The sequence below is a fragment of the Sphingomonas colocasiae genome (assembly GCF_019880585.1).
GTDB classification, from domain to species: Bacteria; Pseudomonadota; Alphaproteobacteria; order Sphingomonadales; family Sphingomonadaceae; genus Sphingobium_A; species Sphingobium_A colocasiae.
The window spans coordinates 41,253-63,529 of sequence record NZ_JAINVV010000008.1 but is presented as its reverse complement, the minus strand read 5'-3'; the positions used below and the strand labels follow the sequence as shown (position 1 = coordinate 63,529).

18 protein-coding genes are annotated in these 22,277 nt (G+C 67.0%); 15 read left to right on the top strand and 3 right to left on the bottom strand.

Annotated features, from left to right (window positions below):
- Position 1: 1 nt before the first annotated feature.
- Positions 2-1,072 carry an alpha/beta fold hydrolase gene (locus K7G82_RS16150; protein WP_222990951.1) on the bottom strand — a complete coding sequence of 357 codons (1,071 nt, stop codon included), beginning with the start codon at positions 1,070-1,072 and terminating at the stop codon, positions 2-4.
- A 195-nt stretch (positions 1,073-1,267) separates the two neighbouring features.
- Here K7G82_RS16150 and bla point away from each other — a divergent pair, with 195 nt between their 5' ends.
- Positions 1,268-2,278 (top strand): class A beta-lactamase, encoded by a 1,011-nt coding sequence (gene bla, locus K7G82_RS16145; RefSeq protein WP_222990950.1) that lies wholly within the window; start codon positions 1,268-1,270, stop codon positions 2,276-2,278.
- 33 nt (positions 2,279-2,311) lie between these two features.
- Here bla and K7G82_RS16140 read toward each other — a convergent pair whose 3' ends face one another.
- Positions 2,312-3,274 carry a MurR/RpiR family transcriptional regulator gene (locus K7G82_RS16140; protein ID WP_222990949.1) on the bottom strand — a complete coding sequence of 321 codons (963 nt, stop codon included), beginning with the start codon at positions 3,272-3,274 and terminating at the stop codon, positions 2,312-2,314.
- Positions 3,275-3,423: 149 nt separating this feature from the next.
- Between K7G82_RS16140 and K7G82_RS16135 the strand changes: the two genes are divergently transcribed.
- The 7 genes from K7G82_RS16135 to K7G82_RS16105 all read left to right on the top strand — a co-directional run bounded on the left by K7G82_RS16135 (position 3,424) and on the right by K7G82_RS16105 (position 13,233).
- Positions 3,424-4,968 (top strand): amidohydrolase family protein, encoded by a 1,545-nt coding sequence (locus tag K7G82_RS16135; protein WP_246623622.1) that lies wholly within the window; start codon positions 3,424-3,426, stop codon positions 4,966-4,968.
- Positions 4,965-5,984, top strand: a complete 1,020-nt coding sequence (locus K7G82_RS16130) for an N-acetyltransferase DgcN family protein (protein WP_222990948.1) — start codon at positions 4,965-4,967, stop codon at positions 5,982-5,984. The genes K7G82_RS16135 and K7G82_RS16130 overlap by 4 nt, the downstream gene beginning before the upstream one ends.
- Positions 5,972-7,603, top strand: coding sequence for a serine hydrolase domain-containing protein (locus K7G82_RS16125; protein WP_222990947.1), 1,632 nt, complete (start codon positions 5,972-5,974; stop codon positions 7,601-7,603). The genes K7G82_RS16130 and K7G82_RS16125 overlap by 13 nt, the downstream gene beginning before the upstream one ends.
- 11 nt (positions 7,604-7,614) lie before the next feature.
- A complete protein-coding gene (locus tag K7G82_RS16120; RefSeq protein WP_343228592.1) occupies positions 7,615-8,976 on the top strand; it encodes an erythromycin esterase family protein in 1,362 nt (453 codons plus the stop codon).
- Between the two features lie 119 nt (positions 8,977-9,095).
- Entirely contained in the window at positions 9,096-10,787 is a 1,692-nt protein-coding gene (locus K7G82_RS16115) for a serine hydrolase domain-containing protein (protein ID WP_222990946.1), read from the top strand.
- Positions 10,788-10,879: 92 nt separating this feature from the next.
- Positions 10,880-11,920 carry an AraC family transcriptional regulator gene (locus K7G82_RS16110; protein WP_222990945.1) on the top strand — a complete coding sequence of 347 codons (1,041 nt, stop codon included), beginning with the start codon at positions 10,880-10,882 and terminating at the stop codon, positions 11,918-11,920.
- A 230-nt stretch (positions 11,921-12,150) separates the two neighbouring features.
- Positions 12,151-13,233, top strand: coding sequence for a M23 family metallopeptidase (locus K7G82_RS16105; protein ID WP_222990944.1), 1,083 nt, complete (start codon positions 12,151-12,153; stop codon positions 13,231-13,233).
- Positions 13,234-13,252: 19 nt separating this feature from the next.
- Here K7G82_RS16105 and K7G82_RS16100 read toward each other — a convergent pair whose 3' ends face one another.
- Positions 13,253-14,803, bottom strand: a complete 1,551-nt coding sequence (locus K7G82_RS16100; RefSeq protein WP_222990943.1) for a DHA2 family efflux MFS transporter permease subunit — start codon at positions 14,801-14,803, stop codon at positions 13,253-13,255.
- A 70-nt stretch (positions 14,804-14,873) separates the two neighbouring features.
- Here K7G82_RS16100 and K7G82_RS16095 point away from each other — a divergent pair, with 70 nt between their 5' ends.
- The 7 genes from K7G82_RS16095 (at position 14,874) to aptA (ending at position 22,175) form a co-directional block, all read left to right on the top strand.
- Entirely contained in the window at positions 14,874-15,467 is a 594-nt protein-coding gene (locus K7G82_RS16095; protein ID WP_222990942.1) for a TetR/AcrR family transcriptional regulator, read from the top strand.
- Entirely contained in the window at positions 15,464-15,901 is a 438-nt protein-coding gene (locus K7G82_RS16090) for a PaaI family thioesterase (RefSeq protein WP_222990941.1), read from the top strand. Before K7G82_RS16095 ends, K7G82_RS16090 begins: the two co-directional genes overlap by 4 nt.
- Positions 15,898-17,016, top strand: coding sequence for an HlyD family secretion protein (locus tag K7G82_RS16085; protein WP_222990940.1), 1,119 nt, complete (start codon positions 15,898-15,900; stop codon positions 17,014-17,016). The genes K7G82_RS16090 and K7G82_RS16085 overlap by 4 nt, the downstream gene beginning before the upstream one ends.
- A 114-nt stretch (positions 17,017-17,130) precedes the next feature.
- Positions 17,131-19,032, top strand: coding sequence for a CocE/NonD family hydrolase (locus K7G82_RS16080; RefSeq protein ID WP_222990939.1), 1,902 nt, complete (start codon positions 17,131-17,133; stop codon positions 19,030-19,032).
- A gap of 169 nt (positions 19,033-19,201) precedes the next feature.
- Positions 19,202-20,305: a YkvI family membrane protein gene (locus K7G82_RS16075; protein WP_222990938.1), complete on the top strand. Its 1,104-nt coding sequence runs from the start codon at positions 19,202-19,204 to the stop codon at positions 20,303-20,305.
- A 50-nt stretch (positions 20,306-20,355) separates the two neighbouring features.
- Positions 20,356-20,724, top strand: coding sequence for a DUF427 domain-containing protein (locus K7G82_RS16070; protein WP_222990937.1), 369 nt, complete (start codon positions 20,356-20,358; stop codon positions 20,722-20,724).
- Between the two features lie 131 nt (positions 20,725-20,855).
- Positions 20,856-22,175: an omega-aminotransferase AptA gene (aptA, locus tag K7G82_RS16065; RefSeq protein ID WP_246623621.1), complete on the top strand. Its 1,320-nt coding sequence runs from the start codon at positions 20,856-20,858 to the stop codon at positions 22,173-22,175.
- Positions 22,176-22,277 lie beyond the last annotated feature (102 nt).

The window sequence follows — 22,277 nt, the reverse complement described above, 5'->3', positions numbered from 1 at the left end:
GTCACGCTCCGCGTTCGATGGCGACGGGCCTGACCGCGCCCGTCAAATGTCCAAGAAATGCGTCAGGCGCCGTCATGAATGCGAAGTGTCCGGCGTCGGGGATCAGGATCAGTTTCTTGAAGGGCGCGACGACGCGCTCGAAATAATCGATGGCGTCGCGGGTCGGGGTGATCAGGTCGTCGCGTCCCTGAAGCACGAAGAAAGCGGTGTCGAGCGTGCCGGCCGTGGCGGGAAGGTCCACCTTGATCTGATCGTAAACGACCTGTCGGGCGCTGAAGCGAAACCCGTCTTCGAAATCCTTGTAGCTTTGCGGATCGGAAGATCGCGCGGCGGCGGCATTGGCGCGAAGCGACTTGACCCATTCGATGTCGGATGGCGGCCAGTAGCGATGGATGCGATCGTTGAGGGCAAAGACCGCCATGGCATCGTCCGGATCGGGTGGCCCGCTCTTTTCCAGCGCCGCGACCGCCGCATGGTCGCCATCGGCCCGCGCTTTCGACAGAAGCAGGTCGAACTTGATCGCGATCGCGCCTTTCCAGCTACCGACCTGGCCGGTGCCCACATAGGCGGCGATGCGATCGGGTCGTCGCTGCACGATATTGACGGCGACGGTCGATCCCCATGAGTGGCCGAGCAGGATGATCCGCTTCCGCCCGAGCGTGCGGCAGAGATGCTCGACAAGTTCGGCGCCGTCGCTGCTGATCCGTTCCAGCGTCATGTCCGGCGTCGCCGTGCCATGGCGACCGAAGCTGTGGCCGGCGCCGCGCTGATCCCAGTGCACGACGGTGAAATGTCTTTCCCACACCCGGTAATGCGCCGCCATCGGCCATTGCGCCTCCCCCGGTCCGCCGTGCACGACCAGCAGGACGGGATTGCGCATGTCATCGCCACGGATGCCGATCCATTGATCGAGGCCGCCGATCGGCACGAAGCCGGACCTGTCGATGGGCGCTGGTTTCGTCGAACTTGTCGCGCGCACGGGATGGGCGCTTATGCCGCTCCAGAAGGACCCGGCGGCCAGCGCGCCCAATGCCGAGCGGCGCGTCCATCGGTCATATCCGCTATTCGCCATACCCTGTTTCACCGGTACCTGCCGTGATCGCCACATTATCGATTACAATTGTAGTCGTAAAGTGGAGAGCGAACGGCTTGCCGGCCATTGCAATCGGGAATTCCCGACCGCTAAACCTGCCGGACTGTTTCATGGCCTGCGCCATCGAACATCCCGTCCGCTTCCAGATTCAAGCCGTCCCTGAAAGGAAAATCCATGCGCCTGCTGATCCCGACCATTGCCGCCGCCGTCGCCATCGCGTCCCCGGCCTGGGCGCAGAATATTCCGGAAGCCAGGCCGGTCGCCGCGAGCGCGTCGACGCAAAAGGGATTCGACGTTGCGGTGGCGGATTACGCCAAGGCGCTCGGCGGCGGAAAGATCGGTTTCGCCGCGCGGCACCTGGAGAGCGGGCAGCAGGTTTCGGTCAACGGGTCCGAGATGTTCCCGATGGCGAGCACCTTCAAGGTGGCGGTCGCGGTCAAGGTGCTGAGCCGGGTCGACAAGGGCGAGATCACGCTCGATCAGCTCGTGCCAGTGGCCGATGCCAATATCAACGAATCCGGCCCCGTCGCGCCGGGTATCTTCCATCCAGGCATCCAGTTGTCGGTCGCCAATCTGATCGAGGTGATGATCATCCAGTCGAACAATACCGCGACCGACATCATGACCGCGCTGGCCGGCGGCCCGGACGCGGTGACCGCGAACCTGCGCGCGCTCGGCATCAAGGATCAGAACGTCAATGCCGACACGAAGACGCTGCTGAAGAAATTCTACAAGCTGCCGGCCGACGTGCCGCTGCGCGAGGGTCTGCGCGCGGCGCGCGCGTCCGGCGCGGCGATCCCGGCGAGCAACCTGCCGCGCGCCGATTTCGATGCGGATCCCAATGACAGCAGCACGCCGCTGGCGATGATCGATCTGCTTGCCAAGATCTGGTCGGGCAAGATCCTGAGCGCGAAGAGCACCGAATTCCTGCTTGGCGTGATGAGCCGGACGACGACGGGCGACAAGAGGCTGAAGGGCCTGTTGCCGGCGGATACGCCCGTCGCGCACAAGACAGGCACGCTGGGCGGCACGATCAACGATGTCGGCGTGATCACGCTGCCGGGCGGGCGCGGTCATGTCGCGATCTCGGTCTATACCAAGGGCAGTACGACGTCGAACGACGCCCGCGAAAAGGCGGTCGCGGAGGTCGCGCGCTCCGCCTACGACTATTTCATGTTCCGCTAGGCCAGGGCGGTACCGCTATCCGTCCCGGCGCGTCTACGGGCGCCTCGGGCGTGGCGGCTGGTGGCCGGCATAGCCGGTAAAGGTCTGGTGGAGGCGGGTGAGCTTCTCCAGCCTTTGCTCGACGCGCGGGCCGATCAGCTTGATCACGCCGTTGACCATCAGGTTCACCGCGCAGACCAGGGCCACGGGCGAGCTCCAGAACATGCCGGTCTGTGTCGGCACGGTCACGACATGCGGGGTGAAGCGGGGCGCCCAGTCGCAATAGATGTCGGTCAGCACGATCAGGGGAATGCCGTGCTGGCTCGCCTGTTCGGCGACCAGATAGGATTGGCGCGAATAGCGGCGGATGTCGATCACCACCAGGCAGGTGTCGGCTTCCTCCAGCGCGAACACATCGGCATAATTGCCCGCGCTCAGATCGACCAGCCGCACCCCGTCGCGCATGAACTGCAGGTGATGGGCGAGCAGCATCGCGATGCCGCGCTCGGTCTGGAAACCCGCGACATGGACGGTGCGCGAGCGGGCGAGCAACTCCACCAGATCCGCCCAGCCCGGGGTTTTCGCCAGACGATAGACTGCCATCAGCGCATTCATCTCGCGCTGATGACTGTTCTCCATTCCGTCGGACTGATCCGCCCCATCGACGAAATCCGCCAGATCCTCGCCGATCAGCCAGGGAAAGGCGTCGGTGCTGCTCTCCTTGAGTTCGTTCTTCAGCGCCTTGAAATTGCGATAGCCCAGTCGGCGGGCGAAGCGGCCGACGGTGATCGCGCTGACGCCGATCCTGTCGGCCAGCGATTCGGCGGTCTCGAAGCCGAGAGTCGCATATTCGGCGAGGATATGTTTGGCGACCGCGCGTTCAGCCGGTGTGTAATCGGCCAGCTCGTTCCGCAGGCGCCGCAATATCGCGATATTGGGCAGGCTGGCCGCCGGGTCGGCGGGATCGACCGGCCCCCGGTCCGCATCCGATTTCCTGTCTCCGTTTCTGCCTGCCATGATTCGTCGCCTGCCCATGCCGATGTTAGTTTTCCAAATAAACTATCAATTGACAGAATTATATCAAATCCGCTTTCTCATGGGGGCCGCATCGTCGGGGCGCGAGCCCCGGCATGTCGATCCTCACCAAAGCGCAGGGAACGCGCATCATGAAGACGCTCAGTCAGGAATGCAGCCCGAGCCGGAAGCGACCGTCCGGCGCGCGAATGCTGGGGATGGCCGGGGCAGTGCTGGCTTTCGGCTTCCCGACAGGCTTCGCGGTCGCGCAGGGCGATGATGCGGTGCACGACATCGTCTATATCGGTGCGCGGGCCATCGATCCGGAGACCGGGCTGGACGGGGTGCGCAACATCGCGGTCGACGGCGACAGGATCGCCGCCGTCAGCGAAGCGCCTCTCAAGGGGCGGCGCACCATCGATGCACGCAGGCTGATCGCGGCGCCGGGCTTCATCGATCTGCATTCGCACGCCACCAACGACGAAACCGCCGCCTTCGAGGCGAAGGACGGCGTCACCACCCGGCTGGAGCTGGAGATCGGCACCTATCCGGTGGCGAACTGGTATGATGCGAAACAGGGGCGCGAGCGCCTCAACTACGGCACCAGCGTCGGCCATACCGCGATCCGCTATTTCCTTCAGAAGGGCGGCGGCGCGGCGGGACTGGCGGCACTCGAGGACGAGATGGCCGCCTTTACCGCGGACGAGATCAACCGGCCCATTCCCGACGCCCAATATGCGCGGCTGTCGCCGTTGCTGGAGGAAGGGCTGCGCGACGGGGCGATCGGGATCGGCAGCGGCACCCAATATGCGCCGGGCATCACGCACAAGGAAATGCTCGATGTCACCCGCGTCGCCGGCAAGACGAAGAGCTGCGTCTTCACGCATGTTCGCTACGGCAGCCTGATCGAGCCGGACAGCACGCTCGAATCGGTGCAGGAAAGCATCGCCAACGCCGCCATCACCAATGCCTGCGTCCATGTCGTCCATATCAACAGCATGGCGATGTCCGATGCGCCGCTGATGGTGCGGCTGATGCGCGCGGCGCGCGAACGCGGCATCGATATCTCGACCGAAACCTATCCGTGGGACGGTTCGGTCGATGCGATCCGCAGCGTGATCTTCGAGCCCGGCTGGGAGAAGCGCTGGGGCGTCACCGTCGGCGATCTCCAGTCGCGCGTCACCGGCAAGCGGCTGACCCAGGCCGAGTTCGACGCGCTGCGATCGGGCACAGGCGACGACGGCGTCATCATGCACATGAACAGCGAGGAGACCATCGGCGCGCTGCTGCGCGATCCGCTCGTGCTGGTGGCGAGCGACGCGGGCAATATCGAGGGGCCGAACAGCCATCCGCGCTCGGCCGGCACCTTCGCGCGCGTGCTCGGTCACTATGTGCGCGACACGCAGGTGCTCGGCTGGAGCGAGGCGATCCGCAAGATGTCGCTGATGCCCGCGCAAAGGCTTGAGAGCTTCGTGCCGGCGATGCGCCGCAAGGGGCGGCTCCAGCCCGGCGCCGATGCCGATATTGTGTTGTTCGATCCCAGGACCGTGGGTGCGAAGGCGGTCTATGGCGACGCGGCGCGCTATTCGGAGGGGTTCCGCTACGTGTTGGTGAACGGCGTGCATGTCGTCGATGGCGGGGCGCTGGTGCCCGACGCCCGGCCCGGCCGACCGGTTTATTCGGAGTTCAAGCAATGAGTGCACTGATCGATCTGCCGCGCCCCTATCTTCTGTTCCTGGGCGACGCCGATGATGCGACATTCCTGAAGACAGGGCTGGGCCTGCGCGATTGGGCGCCGGCGCTGTGCGTCGCCGAATATAAATGCGATGGCGCTCTCGCTTCGCTGGGCATGCCCGTGATGCGGCCAGGCGAGGCGCATGCCGCCGGCGCGCGCGCGCTGGTACTCGCGATGGCGTCGATCGGCGGCGGCATTCGCGAGGCATGGATTCCCTGTCTGCTCGAAGCGCTGGAAGCGGGGCTGGATATCGTCAGCGGCGCGCACGACCGTCTGTCCGCCGATCCCCGCCTCCAGATTGCGGCCGAACGCCTCGGGCGCAGGCTGATCGATATCCGCACGCCGCCGGCCGATCTGCCGATCGGCAATGGTCGTCCACGGACGGGCAAGCGGCTGCTCACCGTCGGCACCGATTGCGCGCTGGGCAAGAAATACACCGCCCTGTCGCTCGCCGCGGCGTTCCGTGCACGCGGCCTCGACGCCGATTTCCGTGCGACGGGTCAGACGGGAATCATGATCGCGGGATCGGGCATTCCGATCGATGCGGTGGTCAGCGATTTCGTGGCCGGGGCGGCGGAACTGCTGAGCCCCGCCGCCGATCCCGATCATTGGGACGTGATCGAGGGGCAGGGATCGGTTTTCCATCCCTCCTATGCCGGCGTGTCGCTGGGGCTGCTGCACGGATCGCAACCCGATATTCTCGTCCTTTGCCATGCCCATGGGCGGGAGAATATCGTCGGGCTTTCCGGCTATCCCCTGCCATCGATCGGCGAGGCGGTGTCGATGTCGGTGCGGCTGGCGCGGCTCACCAATCCGGCAGCGCGCTGCGCCGGCGTGTCGCTCAACACCGCCGGGCTTTCGGCCGAGGCCGCGGCGGATGCGATCGCGCGCTGCGCCGATCAATGGAATCTGCCCGTCGCCGATCCGATGCGGCCGGGCCGGGCATTTGACGAACTGGTGAACGCATGCCTCGCTTGAAATCCCTCCTGGCCGCGCTGCTGCTCGCGCTGGGCTTCGCATTCACCACGCCCGCCGCCGCGCAGGCCGAAACGCCGGCGATGCGCGCCGCACTCGCGGACGTGCGCGCCATGGTGGAATCGGCGCCCGGCGATACCGGCCTTGTTGTCGCGGTCACCAGCCGTGAGCGCCTGTTGATGGTGGCGACGCATGGCTATGCGGATATCGCCCGTCGTCAGCCGGTGACGGCGGAAACGCGCTTCGCGATCGGATCGATCTCCAAATCGTTCAACGCGATCGTGATGATGCAGCTCGCCGACGAGGGGCGTTTCGATCCCGACGCGCCGATCGCCCGCTATCTGCCCGATTTCCATCCGCGCTCGCGTTTCCCGGCGATCACCGGCCATGCGCTGCTGACGCATACGGCGGGCCTGCCCAATTACCTGACCCATGTCGCGTCGATGCGCTTCCTGATCGCGGCGCTCGACGATTTCGAGCCGCGCTACGCGCCAGGCGCGCATTTCTGGTACTCCAATTCGGGCTATCAACTGCTCGGCTATGCGGCGGAGAAGATCGACCAGCGCCCTTTTCCGCTGATCCTGCAACAGCGCGTGTTCGACCGGCTGGGCATGACGGCGAGCGCGCCGCAGATCGACGGCCGGCTGCGCGGCCAGATCGCCACCAGCTATGATCGCACGCCCCAAGGCGGTTTCGTCGAGGCGCCCTGGTTCGACTATCTGGCGTCGGACGGCGCGATCGTGTCGAACGCGGCGGATATGAGCGCCTATGCCCGGATGCTGCTGGCGCGTGGCGATACGCCATCGGGCCGGCTGATCTCGGCACGCGCCTTCGATCGGTTCGTGACGCCGGCGCGCGACAATTACGGCTATGGCGTCGATGTGCAGGATGGTGGGCGCGTCATCGCGCATGGCGGTGCGATCGCGGGGTTCCGCGCGTATCTGTCGGCGCATCTGGCCGATGGTTTCGGCGTGGTCCTGCTCGCCAACGGTCCGCTCGACCGGGCGTTGCGCGATCGCATCATCGCCCGTCTGGTCCAGGCCAGCGGCGGCAAGCCCGCACCGGCCGCCGCGCCGCCCGCGCTGCGCACCGAGGCGGCGGACTTCGTCGGCCAGTTCTCGGGGCCGAAGGGGGAGGTGCTGCGCTTCGCGACGGATGCGAAGGGTGGGCTGATGCTGAGCGAGGGTGGCGCCGCGCTGCCGCTGACGCGCCTGGGTGACCAGAGCTGGGGGCTGTATGTGACGCCCAGGGGGCCGCGCGCCTTCACCTTCTTTCGCGATGACAAAGGCGTGGTGACCGACATCGTCGAAGGCGCGACCGGCTATGTCGCGAAGGGCGCCGCCAGGCCCGTCGAGGCGCCCGCCGCCTATCATGCGCTTGTCGGCCATTATCGCATGCATGGCGAGGAGGGGCCGGACCTGCACATTCTCGTCCGCAATGGCCGGTTGATGATGGCCTATGCCGATGGCGACGCCACGCCGCTCGAAGCCGATGGCGCGCGTTTCCGGATGGCGAGCCCCGCGCACGCACCCGAATGGCTGGCGTTCGACACGATGATCGATGGGCAGGCGCAGCGACTGCTGCTGACCGGCGTTCCGGCCTATCGGGTCGACTTGCCGTGATCGGGCGCGCCGTGCGGTCGCGGCGCTTCCGGCCCTGGCCACTGATTGCGCTCGCGCTGGCCGCGTCGCCCGCGATGGCGCGGCAGCCGGACGGGCAGGACGATGCCTTTGCCGCATGGGCGCGCGACCATGCGGTTCCGCTGCCCGACTGTTCGTCGCCGTCATATCGGGCGGCGATGGCGCCGATCCTGTCGATGATCGGCAAGGCGCGGGTGGTCGCGCTCGGCGAGCCCGGCCATGGCGCGCATGAGCCGCTCGCCTTTCGCAACTGCCTGTTCCGCGCGCTTGTCGAACAGGGGGGCTTCACCGCGATCGCGATCGAATCCGGGATCAGTGAATCGCGCCGCCTGCACGATTATGCGGCGGGCGGGCCGGGCGACATCCGCCGGCTCCTGCCCGGCGGGCTGACCTGGGGTTTCGGGCGTTATCCCGAGAATGGCGAGCTGATCGACTGGATCCGCCGCTACAACGCCGATCGCGGCGCCGGCCGCAAGATCGGCTTTTACGGCTTCGACATGAGCGGCGGCGAGGCGAGCGGCCTGTGGCGCAACGCGGCCGGCACCCTGCGTGATGGCCTTGCCTATCTGGAACGTGCCGCGCCGGACCGGTCTTTGGCGGCGCGGCAGGCGATCACCCCCCTTGTGGATCGCTTCAGCCATGACGGCCATGCCGCATTGGCGCCGCGCGATCGCACCCGCCTGCGCCGGGCGATCGCCGGGCTGATCGGCTTTTTCGACCGTCATCGCGCGGCGCTGATCGCGGCGTCGACGCGCGCGGATTATGACTGGGCGCGCAACAGCATGATCGCCGCGCGCCAGCTTGAAGCGCTGTTCGGTGCGGTGCCGCCCGAGGCGCCGGGCGCGACGCTGTCGCCGAACCTCTACAGGGCCGATGCGGTGCGTGACGCCGCGATGGCGGAGAATGTGCGCTGGGTGCTCGATCGCGAGGGGCCGGCGGGGCGGGTGCTGGTCTTCGCGCATAACGGCCATGTCGTGAACGCGCCGCTGCGCGGCGGGATCTGGAGCGTCTATGCGCAGGCGCCAAAGGCGATGGGCCAGCATCTGCGCGCCGCCCTGGGCAAGGATCTGCTGATCGTCGCGGCAAGCTCCGCCGCGTCGCCGCCCGCCGACATGCCGGACGCGCAGCCGCCGGGCAGCCTCGATGCCGCGCTCTCGGCCGCCGGGCGCGGCGATTTCATCCTCGATCTCCGCACCGCCCGAACCGCGCCGCGCGTCTCCTCATGGCTGGCGCGCGACCGGACGATCCGCGCCAATTTCACGACCGAGATGCTGATGGCGCCCGCAAGCGCCTTCGACGCGGTGGTCGTCTTCGATCGCCTCTCTCCGGTGGTACGGATCGTAACGGCCCCCTGAATAAGAATTCGGATAATCTTGTCCTGTTCAGGCCATTCTTCGCCTTGACGAGATCGGGGTTTGGCCAGAGCATGCGCGGCCAGAGGCGGCGACCGAAAACCGGATTGGGGAGAAGAATGATGGGCGTGAACAGGCGCGATCTGCTTGGCATGGCGGCGATCGGGACCGTCGCGGCGAGCCTGCCCGCGATGGCGAGCGCGGCGAAACCGCCGGCGACGCTTTCGATCCGCAACAAGTCGGGCCGCGATTATGGCGAGGCGCTGGAACGGCTGCGCGATTATGCCGCCGCCGAGCTCGACGCGGTCGGCCTGCCCGGCATGACGATCAGCCTGGTCGACGCACAGGGCTTCGCGGCCTCGCTCTGCGTCGGCTGGTCGGATGTCGACAAGCGCGTGGCGGTGGACCCCGAACAGCTTTTCCAGATCGGATCGATCAGCAAGTCGATCACCGGGTTGTGGCTCCATGCCGCGCAGGACAAGGGGCTGATCGATCTGAACGCGCCGGTTTCCCGCTATCTGTCCGGTGTGCCGTTGCCTGCCCAGCCGATGACGGTGCTGCAATTGCTCAACCATGCCGGCGGCCTGGCGCATGACGCGCCGGTCTTCCCGCGCACGCCCGACGGCAAATTATGGGCCGGCTTCAAGCCGGGCGCGCGCATGTCGTACAGCAATATCGGCTATGCCATGCTCGGGCTGATCATCGGCAAGGTCTCCGGCAAATCGCACGTCCAGGCGCTGGAGGACGATGTGCTGCGGCCGCTGGGCATGACGGGCGCGGCCGCGCATATCCGCACCGCCGATCGCGGGCGCTATGCCACGGGCTATGTGCCTTTCCGCGAGGATGGCGCGGCGATGAGCCGCGCCGCGCTGATCGTGGGGCCGTGGAGCGAGTCTGACAATGCGGCCGGCGCGGTCGCCGCCTCGGCGGAGGGCATGGCGGGCTATCTGCGCTATGTACTGGCGCTGGGCGCGGGCAAGGGCGGACCGCTCATGTCCGACGCGGCCGCGCGCAAGCTGCTCGCCGCCGATATCGCCTCTTCCGAATTCGGGCCGGGCGCGCGCTATGCCAGCGGCTTCGGCACCGTGCAGATCGACGGCAAGCCCGCCTTGCACCACACCGGGGGCATGACGCTGTTCTCGTCGGCCTTCCATGCCGATCCGGCGGCGGGTGTCGCCTGTTTCGCCAGCGTCAATGGGCGGCTGGTCTCCTATCGTCCGCGCCAGACCTCCGCTTACGCCGTGCAGCTCATGCGCGCTGTGGCGGCGGGCGCCGCATTGCCGCCACCGCCCGATCCGCTCGCCTTCCGCCGCGTGCCGAAGCCGGAACGCTATGCCGGCACTTTCATTGGGCCGAACGGCCGTTCGGTCACGCTGCGCGCCACCGATACGGGGCTCGTGCTCGCGGATGGGCGCGGAGAGGGCAGGGTGGAACTGGCCGGTCAGGCATCGCTGGCGACCGATCATCCGGCCTATGCCGCACACCAGCTCGATTTCGAGGGTGAGGCGGCGGACCGTTTCTGGTGGGGCGACACGCTGTTCGGTCGCGGCGCGGCGCCGCAGCAACCCGTGGCGGCGACGGCGCTCAAGCCGCTGGCCGGCGAATATGGCGGTCCGGAGGGGACATTCGCGGTCCTGGTGCGTGGCAACCGGCTCGTCGCGGAAGGCGCGGGCGAGTTCGTCCGCCGGCCGGCCGGCTTCTGGTCGCCCAAGGAGGATATCGGCGGCGTCACCCGGGTCTGGTTCGACGGGGCGGTGAACGGCGTTCCTTCCCGCCTGATCTTCTGCGGCATGGATTTCACGCGGATCGCCTGAACGCGGCGGGCTTCCGCATTCCGGGCTTGACGATCGCACCGCTCTGACCGAGCGTCCTGTCCGGGTGGGATAGGGCACAGGGCGGTGTGCAGATGCTCGAACATGGTCCCGACGCCGGAATCCGGATCCCGTACAGCCTGCTCGATACGGCGCGCATGCGGCCGGCCGCCGCACTGGCGCTGTGGCATGACAGCATGGGCGCGCTTTACGATGTCCGCGCGCGCCTGGTGGAAGATACGGAATTCCATTTCCGCGCCGAGGCCTTTCATTTCGGTGAGGTGGTGCTGACGGCCTATCGCTGTTCGGCGCAAACCTTCGATCGGTCTCGCGCGCGCATCGGCCGCGACGGAATCGATCATATCACGCTGCAATTCTGCCTGTCCGGCCGGCATGGGCCGCGCGACGGCATGGGGAACGGAGAGGCGATGGCGGGCGATCTGCTCGTCGCCGATCTCGCGCAGCGTCAGGCGACGGTGGCCAGCGCGTTCGACAGCCTCAACCTCACTGTGCCGCGCCGGTTGCTGGCTCCGCTGCTCGATGCGCCCGACGCGCATAATCTGCGGCGGATTCCGGGCGCCGCGCCGCTCACGGCGCTGTTGCGCAATCATCTGGTCGCCTTGTTCGCGGCCGCCCCCATGATGAGCGCCGGCGATGCCGAGGCGGTGGTGCGGCCGACGCTCTCCCTCGCCGCCGCGGTGCTCAACGCGGAAGGGCCGGTAGAGGAAGCGGCAGGCTTCGATCCGATCCTGACCGCGCGGATCCGCCGCTTCCTGGGCGAGAATGCGGCGGATGCCGGTTTGAGCGTGGCCGGCGTGGCGGCGCGTTTCGGCATATCGCGCCGCAAGCTCTACTATCTGATGGAGCCGCATGGTGGCTTCGCTGCCTGCCTGCGTGATCACCGATTGCATCTGGCCCATGCCATGCTGCGCGATCCCGCCCGGCGGGGCATCGCGATCGCCGATGTGGCGCAAAGCTGCGGCTTTCTCTGGCGCACCAATTTCGCGCGCGCCTTTCGGCAGCGCTTCGGCCTGACCCCGAACGAGGCACGCGCGCTTGCCGCGAGCCGCCTGCCCGAGCCCGCCCGCGATCCCGGTGGCGAACATATGTGGGACTGGATCCGCGCGCTCAGATAGGCGTTGCGCGAAACGGCGGCAGCCGAAGAGCACTGGCCGATGCGATGACAAGGGTCGTTTCGGGCGTGGCCGCCGTCGCCGGCGATACGGATCTTGCACGCGTGGATACATCGCACCGGCCGATCGGCCGCGCGCTTGTCTCCGTCCTTCTCATCCCCCTTAGGTCCGCGGGCCATGCGATGTGACCAGATATCGCAGCGGTTCGTATCAATCGTTCTGGGAGAGTTGCGATGGTTCACACGCGTGCAAGGGGCGGGGTCGCCCATCTTCTGATGGCCTGCGCCGCGATGATTCCCGGCGGGGCGGCGATGGCGCAGGCGGGTTATGAACCGCCGCTGCGCGCCAATGATCTGGGGCCGGAGGAACGCTATTCGGCGGGCGTCCATTCGAAGGAAAATCCCACCCAAGTGCTCGGCAAGGATATCGGCGCGCGTCGATTGGGCGCCGACAATATCTGGTCGGGATTGAAGACCGCCAATGCGGACAAAAAGATCCTGTCGAACTGGGTGGTCTATGGAAAGCCGTTCTACGCCATCGCATCGGGCACCGTTGTCGGCTGCTGGCGCAACGCGCCGGAGAATATTCCCGGCAGCAAACATGCCGAATTCACGAAGGGCAATATGCCGTTCGGCGGCAACCATCTCTGGGTGCTCCAGGATGACGGGAACCATGTGCTCTATGCACATGCGCCGGCCGGCGGCATCGAAGCCTCGCTCTGCCCGCACAATGCGGCCCTGCTCACCAGCACCAAACGCGACGGCAATTCGCCCAGCCTGTTGCTGGAGACCAAGGTGACCAACGGCGCGCGCATCGTTGCCGGGCAGAAGCTGGGGGTGATCGGCAATTCGGGCGATTCCTCCGGGCCGCACCTGCATGTCCATGTCGTCAAAAACGGTGTTCCCCAGCCGATGCCGTTCAAGCGCGGGATGACGAACACGCTGGTCAACGACGCGGCGGAGATCAACGGCACATGGACGCCGCTTGCCGGAAAGGAGATGCCGCTGGCACCGGTGCTGCTCTGGGCGCCGCACCGCATCGGCAATTACAGCTTCAACGGCGTGGCCAGCGCCAATTATCAGCGCATGGTCGACCATCTCGCCGATTCGGGCATCATGCCCGATATCGTCACCTGCAAGGCGAACGGCGCGACCTATGATTCCAAATGGGTTCCGGCGCAGGGCAAATGGGCGACCTTCCATGGCATGAGCGCGGCGGAAGCGGCGGCCAGGCACGCCGACTATACCAAGCAGGGTTACAAGCGGACCTCATCCTATACCTGCGGTTCGGCCAGCGTCGCGGTCTGGCGGAAATGATCGAGCGGCCGGTCCGCCATCAGCCCTGGCGGACCGGCCGGCAAAAGGGCACCAGGACCAGCGCGGCGAGGAACAGCAGCGCCATCAGCCGGAAGACGTCGTTGAACGCCAATGTCAGCGCTTCGCGCTGGACGATCCGCCCCGCCAGCGCCTGCGCCATCATCAGCGCGCGCGCCGGATCGGGCGTGATCGTGCTCGCGTGGCGGGCCAGCGCCTCGATCAGCTCGCCGCCGCTGCGGCCCGCACTGCCCAAAGCCTCGCCCAGCCGCAGCATGTGGAGCCGGCCATTGTCCTGCAGCCAGGTGTTGACCAATGCGATCCCGATCGCGCCGCCCAGGTTGCGCATCAGGTTGAACAGGCCGGATGCGTAGCGCAGTTCCGGCCCCTCGAAGCCGGCGAGCGCCATTGTCACGCTCGGCACGATGCAGAGCATGATCGCGAAGCTGCGCACCGCCTGCGGCCAGAGCAGCGCGTGGAAACCCCATTCGGGCGTCATGAAGCTGAACATCCACAGGCCGGCGGCGAACAGGCCAAGGCCGCAGGTGATCATGATCCGCGGATCGATCCGTTGCGAAAGCGCGGCGGCGACGGGCACGCCGAGCATCTGGATCAGTCCGGCGACGAACACCGTGGTGCCGATCTCCGACGCGTTATAGCCGCGCACCGTGCCCAGGAAGACGGGCACCAGATAGGTCGCCGAATAGATGCCGAAGCCGATCACCAGGTTGAACACGCAGGCGAAAACGAAGGTCGGCCGGCGAAAGGGCGTCAGGCTGACGATCGGGCGGCTCGACCGGAAGGATCGTTCGAGGAACAGCAGCAGCGCCACGAACGACAGCCAGCCGCCGATCGCGATCGCCTCATCCTCGAACCAGTCGTTCCGGGGGCCTTCCTCCAGCACATATTCGAGCCCGCCCAGGAACACCGCCATCGCCGCCAGATGCATCCAGTCGATCCGCCTCAGCATCGACGGATCGGCCTGGTCGACACGGATCAACAGGAACGCCAGCACCGCGACGAGCGTGCCCGGCACGATGTTGACGTAGAAGATCCAGCGCCAGCTGAACGCGTCGGTGATCCAGCCGCCCAGCGTCGGCCCCATCGTGGGCGCGAGGACCGAGACCATGCCGAGGATCGCGGGGATCATCGCGCGCTGCTTGCCGGTGAACAGCACGAAACCGGTCGCGAACACGGTCGGCACCATCGCGCCGCCGACAAAGCCCTGCAGCGCGCGAAAGGCGATCATCGATTCGATGCTCCAGGCCAGGCCGCACAGCGCGCTCGCCACCGTGAAGAGGCCGGCCGACAGCGCGAACAGCCAGCGCGTCGACATCGCCTGCGCCAGGAACGCGGCGAAGGGGATCATCACCAGTTCCGCCATCAGATAGGCGGTCTGCACCCAGCTGATCTCGTCGGCGCTCGCCGACAGCCCCGCGCGCACCTCGTTGAGCGAGGAGGCGACGATCTGGATGTCGATCAGCGCCAGGAACTGGCCGAACGCCATCACCCCGAAGATCAGATATTTGCGCGCGTCCGGCAGCGCCTCCGGGGCGATCATCGTGTTCGCCATCGCTCCTTCACCCCTTGCGCTTGCGGGACGGTGATAATATGATGATCATCATATAAAGCAAGAGGCGGCGATGCGCTACGATGCCGAACACCGGGGAAAGACCCGCGAGAAGATCCTGAGAGAGGCGGCCTCGGCGATCCGAGCCAGGGGGCCGGACGGCGTCGGCGTGGCCGCGCTGATGAAGCAGGCCGGGCTCACCCATGGTGGATTCTACGCGCATTTCGCGTCGAAGGACGATCTGGTCGCGCAGGCGATCGGCGTGATGTTCGATGATGTGCGCGGGCGTTTCGATCATGAGACGGCGGAGCGCGATCCGGCGGCCGCGCTCGACGCCTATGTCGGTTTCTACCTGTCGCGGCGGCACCGCGATTCGCGCGAACGCGGCTGCCCGATCGCCGCGCTCTCGACCGACATGGCGCGGCTGGAGCCGGTTTCGCGCGAGCGTTTCGGCCGGGGTATAGCGGCGCTCACCGGCTGGCTGGCCGGTGCGCTGGCGCGTCTCGGCGTGGCTGATGCCGATGCCGCCGCGAGTGCGATGCTTTCGGAAATGGTCGGTGCGCTGTCGCTGTCGCGCGCCGTGGCGGATCCCGCCCAGTCCGATGCGATCCTGGCGCATGCCGCCGCCGCGATCCGGAACCGGTTCGGGCTGGGAGGCGGGGCATGAGTGACAGCGCCGATCTTTCCGGCCTCGATCAGCTCCGCGCGATGCTGGCGCATGGCAACCAGCCGCCGATCGGCCGCACGCTCGATTTCGCGCTGGTCGAGGTGGCGGAGGGGCGCGCCGTGTTCGAAGGGGAGCCCGACGGGCGCACTTATAATCCGCTCGGCACCGTGCATGGCGGCTATGCCGCGACCCTGCTCGATTCCGCCTGCGGCATCGCCACCCATTCACGGCTCGCGCCGGGGCAGAGCTATACGACGCTCGAGCTCAAAGTGGCCTATCACCGCGCGATGACCGCCAGGACCGGCCGGGTCCGAGCCGAAGGCACGGTGATATCGATCGGGCGTCGCGTCGCTTTCGCTGAGGCGAAGCTGACCGATGCGAACGGGCGTCTGCTCGCCTCCGCCACCTCGACATTGCTGGTGATCACGCCATGAACGCGCTGACCGCCGAACCGATCGTGGCGGCGCCCGTCGCTGATGCGCCACCGCGCCGCGTTCCGCGTCCGCTCGTCGCGGGCGGTGCCGCCTTGCTGCTGGCGGCGGCGGGCGTCGCCTGGATCCTCTCGCCGGCGTCACGCGAAGCGACCGACAATGCCTATCTGCGCGCGGACAGCACGATGGTCTCCTCGCGGATCGGCGGGCAGATCACCACGGTGCTGGTGCGCGACAATCAGCAGGTCCGCGCGGGCGATCCGCTGGTGCGCATCGACGATCGCGAATTCGCCGCCCGGCTCGCCGCCGCCGACGCCGCGGTGCATGACGCCGATGCGGGCGTGGCGGCGGCGCGCGCGGCGCTGGCGTCGCATGTCGCGGAAAACCGGCTGGCCGACGCCGATATCGCGGTGGCGCGGACCGCGATCGCCTCGTCGGACGCGGAGCGCCGCCGTGCCGAGGCGGACAATGACCGTTTCGCGGCGCTGATGCAGCGCGGTTTCGCCACCCGTCGCGATGCAGAACGGGTGAGCGCCGCCGCCGCCGATGCGCGCGCGAGGGCGCAGCACGATATCGCCAGCCTCGCGGCGACGCGCGATCGCGCGACGGTGACGGCGACCCGTCGCGCGGGGCTTCAGGCCGATCTGGAGCGCGCGCTGGCGGGGGCCGAGCGCGCCCGCGCGGCACGCAGCCTGGCCGAGCAGGATCGCGGCTACACGCTGGTGCGCGCGCCCGTCTCCGGCATTGTCGGCAACCGCCAGGCGCAGCCGGGCGATTTCGTCCAGCCGGGCACGCGGTTGCTGACCCTCGTTCCCAATCAGGGGCTCTATGTGGTCGCCAATTTCAAGGAGACCCAGACCCGGCGCATGCTGGTCGGCCAGACGGCGCGGGTGAAGGTCGATGCGCTGGGTGGCGATGCGCTGACCGGGCGTGTCGAGAGTTTCGCACCAGCCTCCGGTTCGGAATTCTCGCTGCTGCCGTTCGAGCCCGGCAGCGGCAATTTCACCAAGATCGTGCAGCGCGTGCCGGTGCGGATCGTGCTCGATGCCGGACAGCGCGATCTGGCGCGGCTGCGACCGGGCCTGTCGACCACCGTCGAGGTCGCGCTCGCCGAATGACGACCGTAGCGCGCGCCAGTTCAGGATTTATTGATCCTGTCTGGAAAAATTCTCGAAGATATTGACAAATCATTTCCGTTCGTCTCGTCTCGCCGGAAAAATGGGAGGCGTTGCATGAATGGATTGAGGGTTCGTCGCGGGCATCTGGCCCGGCTGTTGGCGGTGGCGGCGCTGTGCGGCCTGTCCACGCCGATCGTATCGACACCCGCCGCCTTCGCGCAGGCCCAGCCGGCGCCGGCCGAAGCCCCGGTTTCCGGCTATGTCAGCGAAGATGTGATGATCCCGATGCGCGACGGCGTGAAGCTGCACGCGCAGGTCTGGCGCCCCAAGGGCGTGACCGAGAAGCTGCCGATCATGATGACGCGATCGCCCTATGGCTTCACCAGCGCGCGGATCGATCATGCGCTGGCCAAGGGCGGCGGCTATGCCGAGCTGGCTGCCGACAAGTATATCTTCGTCTTCCAGGATATTCGCGGCCGTTTCGCGTCGGAGGGCGAGTTCGTCAATCTGCGGCCGACCAGGACGACGCCCGACGGGATCGACGAGGCGACCGATACCTATGATTCGATCGACTGGCTGGTGAAGACCCTGCCCGACAATAACGGCAAGGTCGGCGTATTCGGCGTCTCCTATGGCGGCTGGACATCGGCCATCGCGACGATCGATCCGCATCCGGCGCTCAAGGCGGTCTCGTCCCAGGCCTCGCCCGAGGACATGTTCATCGGCGACGACTTTCTGCACAATGGCGCTTTCCGCCTCGATTATGCCTGGTCATGGGTGTCGGCGCTGGAAACCGACGGCCGATCGATGCAGGCTTTCGATTTCGGCACCGACGACGCCTATGACTGGTATCTGAAGCAGACCGACCTCGCGACGCTCGACCAGCAGAAGCTGGGCCGCACCATGCCGAGCTGGCAGAATTTCGTGAATCACCCCAATTACGACGCTTTCTGGAAGACGGGCCGCACCTCGCACATGATGCCCGCCAAGGTGGCGACGCCCAACCTGATCGTCGCCGGCTGGTGGGATCAGGAGGATTTCTACGGGCCGATGGAAATCTACGCCAATCAGGAGAAGGGCGACGACAAGGGGCTCAACTATCTCGTCGTCGGTCCCTGGAATCATGGCGGCTGGCGTGGCGAGGGCAGCAGCTATGGCCCCTATCAGCTCGGTTCGCCGACCGGCACCGAGTTCCGCACCAATGTCGAACTGCCCTGGTTCCGCTATTGGCTGAAAGGGATCGGCACGCTCGACCAGCCCGAGGCGCTGGTCTTCCAGTCGGGCAGCAACCAGTGGCAGAAGCTGAAGCAATGGCCGCCGGCCGACAGCGTCGAGCGGAAGCTGTATCTGCGCAGCGGCGGCAGGCTGTCGTTCGAGGCGCCCGGCGCGGGCGAGAAGGCGGACAGCTTCGTCTCCGATCCCGCCAATCCCGTGCCCTATCGCGACCGGGCGAACCTGAAGCCCTTCATGCGCCCCGGCTCCACCTGGTCGAGCTGGATCGCCGATGATCAGGCGCCCTTCGCCAAGCGCAAGGATGTGCTGTTCTGGCAGACCGAACCGCTGGCCGAGGATCTGACGATTTCGGGCGACATCGCCGCGCAGCTTTTCGCGAGCACCACGGGCAGCGATGCCGACTGGGTGGTCAAGCTGATCGACGTCTCGCCGTCGGACGAGGCGACGCCGGTCGAGCTGCGCGGCCGCCAGCGCATGGTCGCGAACGACGTGTTCCGCGGGCGTTTCCGCACCAGCTATGAAAAGCCCGAGCCGATCGCACCGGGCAAGGTGCTGCGCTACGATATCGACCTGCATTCGGCATCGCACGTCTTCAAGAAGGGGCACCGCATCGCCGTCCAGGTGCAGAGCAGCTGGTTCCCGCTGATCGACCGCAATCCGCAGACCTTCGTGCCCAACATCCTCAAGGCCAGGCCGGGCGACTTCAAGGCGCAGACCCATTCGATCGTCCATACGGCCAGCCAGCCGTCGGCGATCTCGGTCCGCGTGGCCGGCGCGCGCTGAGCCTGGTGCCGCCACGCGCCGCGTCTGACCCGATCGGGATACAACCAGTCCCGATTCGGAAAGCGCGGGCGCGGCGGAACGGGCATGATCGCGCAATTCGCGTTCGCTACCCGAAAGGGCGGCGGCCGGTTTCGTCGGGAAGCGCTCGATACATGGCGGGAGGAATGATGTGCGCGGTTTGACTCGCTATGTGGTGCCCGGCCTCGTCATCCAGGCGGTGCTCGTCGGTGGCGGCTATGCCACCGGGCGCGAACTCGTGGAGTTCTTCCTCTCGGTCAATCCGGCCTCCGGTCTGATCGGCATGGCGCTTACCGCCTTGCTGTTCAGCATCGGCGCGATGATCGCCTTCGAACTCGCGCGGAGCGCCGGGGCGTTCGATTATAACAGCCTGATGGGGCTGTTGCTCGGCCGGTTCCGCTGGCTGTTCGAGATCGGCTATATCGCGGCGCTCATCCTGTCGCTGGCGGTGGTATCGGCGGCGGCGAGCGAGTTGCTCGCCGAACTGGCGGGCATGCCGCACTGGCTGAGCGCCAGCCTGTTCATGGCGATGGTGGCGGGCCTCGTCTTTTTCGGCAACACCTGGATCGAGCGCGTCATCTCCGCCTGGTCGATCATCTTCTACATCGCCTATGGCACGATGTTCGTGCTCGTCGTCGCGCAATTCGGCGGCGATATGGCGGGCGCGCTCGGCGCCGAACCCGTCCATGCCGGCCCGGCGCTGTGGAACGGCGTCAGCTATACCGCGTACAACATCACCATCCTGCCCGTGCTGATCTTCGTCGCGCGCGATTTCGCGAGCCGGCGCGAGGCGCTGGTGGCGGGCGCGATCGCCGGGCCGTTGATCCTGTTTCCCGGCTTCGCTTTCCTCCTTACGCTCAGCGCCTTTTATCCGGAGGTGAAGGCGTCCGCCTTGCCGGTCAGCTATGTGCTCGATCGTGTCGACAGCCCGACCTTGTCGCTGGTGATCCGGCTGGTGATCTTCGGCGCGCTGCTGAAGACGGGCGTGGGCCTGCTGCACGGCTTCAACGAGCGGCTGGCGCGCACCGGGCTCGATCGCGGCCGGCCCTTGCCCAAGGCTGCCCGTCCGGCGATCGCGATCGCGCTGATCATCCTGGCGGGCTATGCCGCCACCGCGATCGGCCTCATTGAACTGATCGGCACGGGATATCGCTACAGCGCGGCCTATTTCCTGGTCGTGCTGGTGCTGCCGTTGCTGACCGTCGGCCTGTATCGCCTGTTCCGTGGCGGGCCGGAATTGCGGCCGGCGACGTAGAAGCGGCGTGGCCGGCTCCCTATCTTGATGAAAATCGAGGGAGCCGCGTCATGACCGACAAGCCTGTCCTGATCCCCGGTCCGGATCATCCCATCACGATCGAGGCGCATCCCGGGCGCGTCGTCGTCACCGTCGCGGGGCGGATCGTCGCGGATACGCGGCGCGCGCTGACGCTGCGTGAAGCCTGCTATCCGCCCGTCCATTACATCCCGCGCGCCGATGTCGACATGGCCCTGCTCGAACGGACCGGGCACGCGACCTATTGCCCGTACAAGGGCGAGGCATCCTATTTCAGCATTCCCATCGGCGGCGATCGTTCGCGGAACGCGGTGTGGAGCTATGAGCATCCGCACCCGGCCGTCGCCGAAATCCGGGACCGGCTGGCCTTCTATCCCGATCGCGTCGACGCGATCGAATAGGCCGGCATCAGCAGGCACGGTGTTGCCCGCAGGGCAACGATGCGGCGAGCTTGGCACCTTGCCCTCCGCTATCCTTGGCGCGACATTCAGCGCGAGCCAGAGCGCTGGCGACAAAGGAGGATGCGAGCCCCATGAATCCCGAACAGGCCGGTGGCGATCTGTCCGCCTTCTGGATGCCTTTCACCGACAATCGCGGGTTCAAGGCACGGCCGCGCATGTTCGCCTCGGCGGAGGGCATGTATTACCGCACGCCGGAGGGGCGGCCCGTACTCGACTCGACCGCGGGACTCTGGTGCGTCAATGCCGGCCATGGCCGACGGGCGATCGTCGAGGCGATCCGCGAACAGGCCGCCGAACTCGATTTCGCGCCGACCTTCCAGCTCGGCCATCCCAAGGCGTTCGAGCTGGCAAGCGCGCTGGCCGACATGATGCCGGCCGGGCTCGATCGCATCTTCTTCACCAATTCGGGGTCGGAAGCGGCGGATACGTCGCTCAAGATGGCGCTCGCCTATCACCGCGCCAATGGCGAGGGCGCACGCACGCGGCTGATCGGGCGCGAGCGCGGCTATCACGGCACCAACATGGGCGGCACCTCGGTCGGCGGGATCGGCGGCAATCGCCGCAGTTTCGGCGCGCAGATCTGGGGCGTCGACCATCTCTCCGCCACCTATCGCGCGGAGGCGGCGTTCACGCGCGGGCAGCCCGACACCAACGAGGACATGGCGGGCGAGCTCGAACGGCTGGTCGCGCTGCATGGGCCGGAGACGATCGCCGCCGTGATCGTCGAACCGGTCGCCTGTTCCACCGGCGTGCTCGTTCCCCCGCGCGGCTATCTCGAGCGCCTGCGCGAGATCACGGCGCGCCACGGCATATTGCTGATCTTCGACGAGGTGATCACTGCCTTCGGTCGGCTGGGCGCGCCCACCGCCGCGCATTATTTCGGCATCACTCCCGATATCGTCACGATGGCCAAGGGGCTGACCAACGCCGCGGTGCCGATGGGCGCGGTCGCCGCCAGCCGTGCTGTGCATGATCGCATCGTCGAAGGCGCGCCGCGCGGCATCGAATTCTTCCACGGCTATACCTATTCGGGCCATCCGCTTGCCGCCGCGGCCGGCCTCGCCACACTTGGTGTCTATGCCGAGGACGGGCTGTTCGCGCGCGCCGCCGATCTCAACGCCTATTGGGAGGCGGCGGTGCACGGGCTGAAGGGCGAGCGCCATGTCGTCGATGTCCGCAATCTCGGCCTGATCGCGGGCATCGAACTGACGCCCAGAGCGGACTCGCCGGGGCGGCGGGCATTCGATGTCTTTCAGCGCTGCTTCGACGACGGCCTGCTGATCCGCGTGACGGGCGACATCATCGCGCTGTCGCCGCCGCTCATCATCAGCGAGGCGCAGATCGACGAGATCGTCGAACGGATCGGCACCGCCCTGCGCGCGGTGGATTGAAGTAAGCATCATCCGAGCCATCTTGAGCGTCGTTCCGGCCACCCCCGTCATTGCGAGCGAAGCGAAGCAATCCAGAGATGCGTCCGGCATTGGATTGCTTCG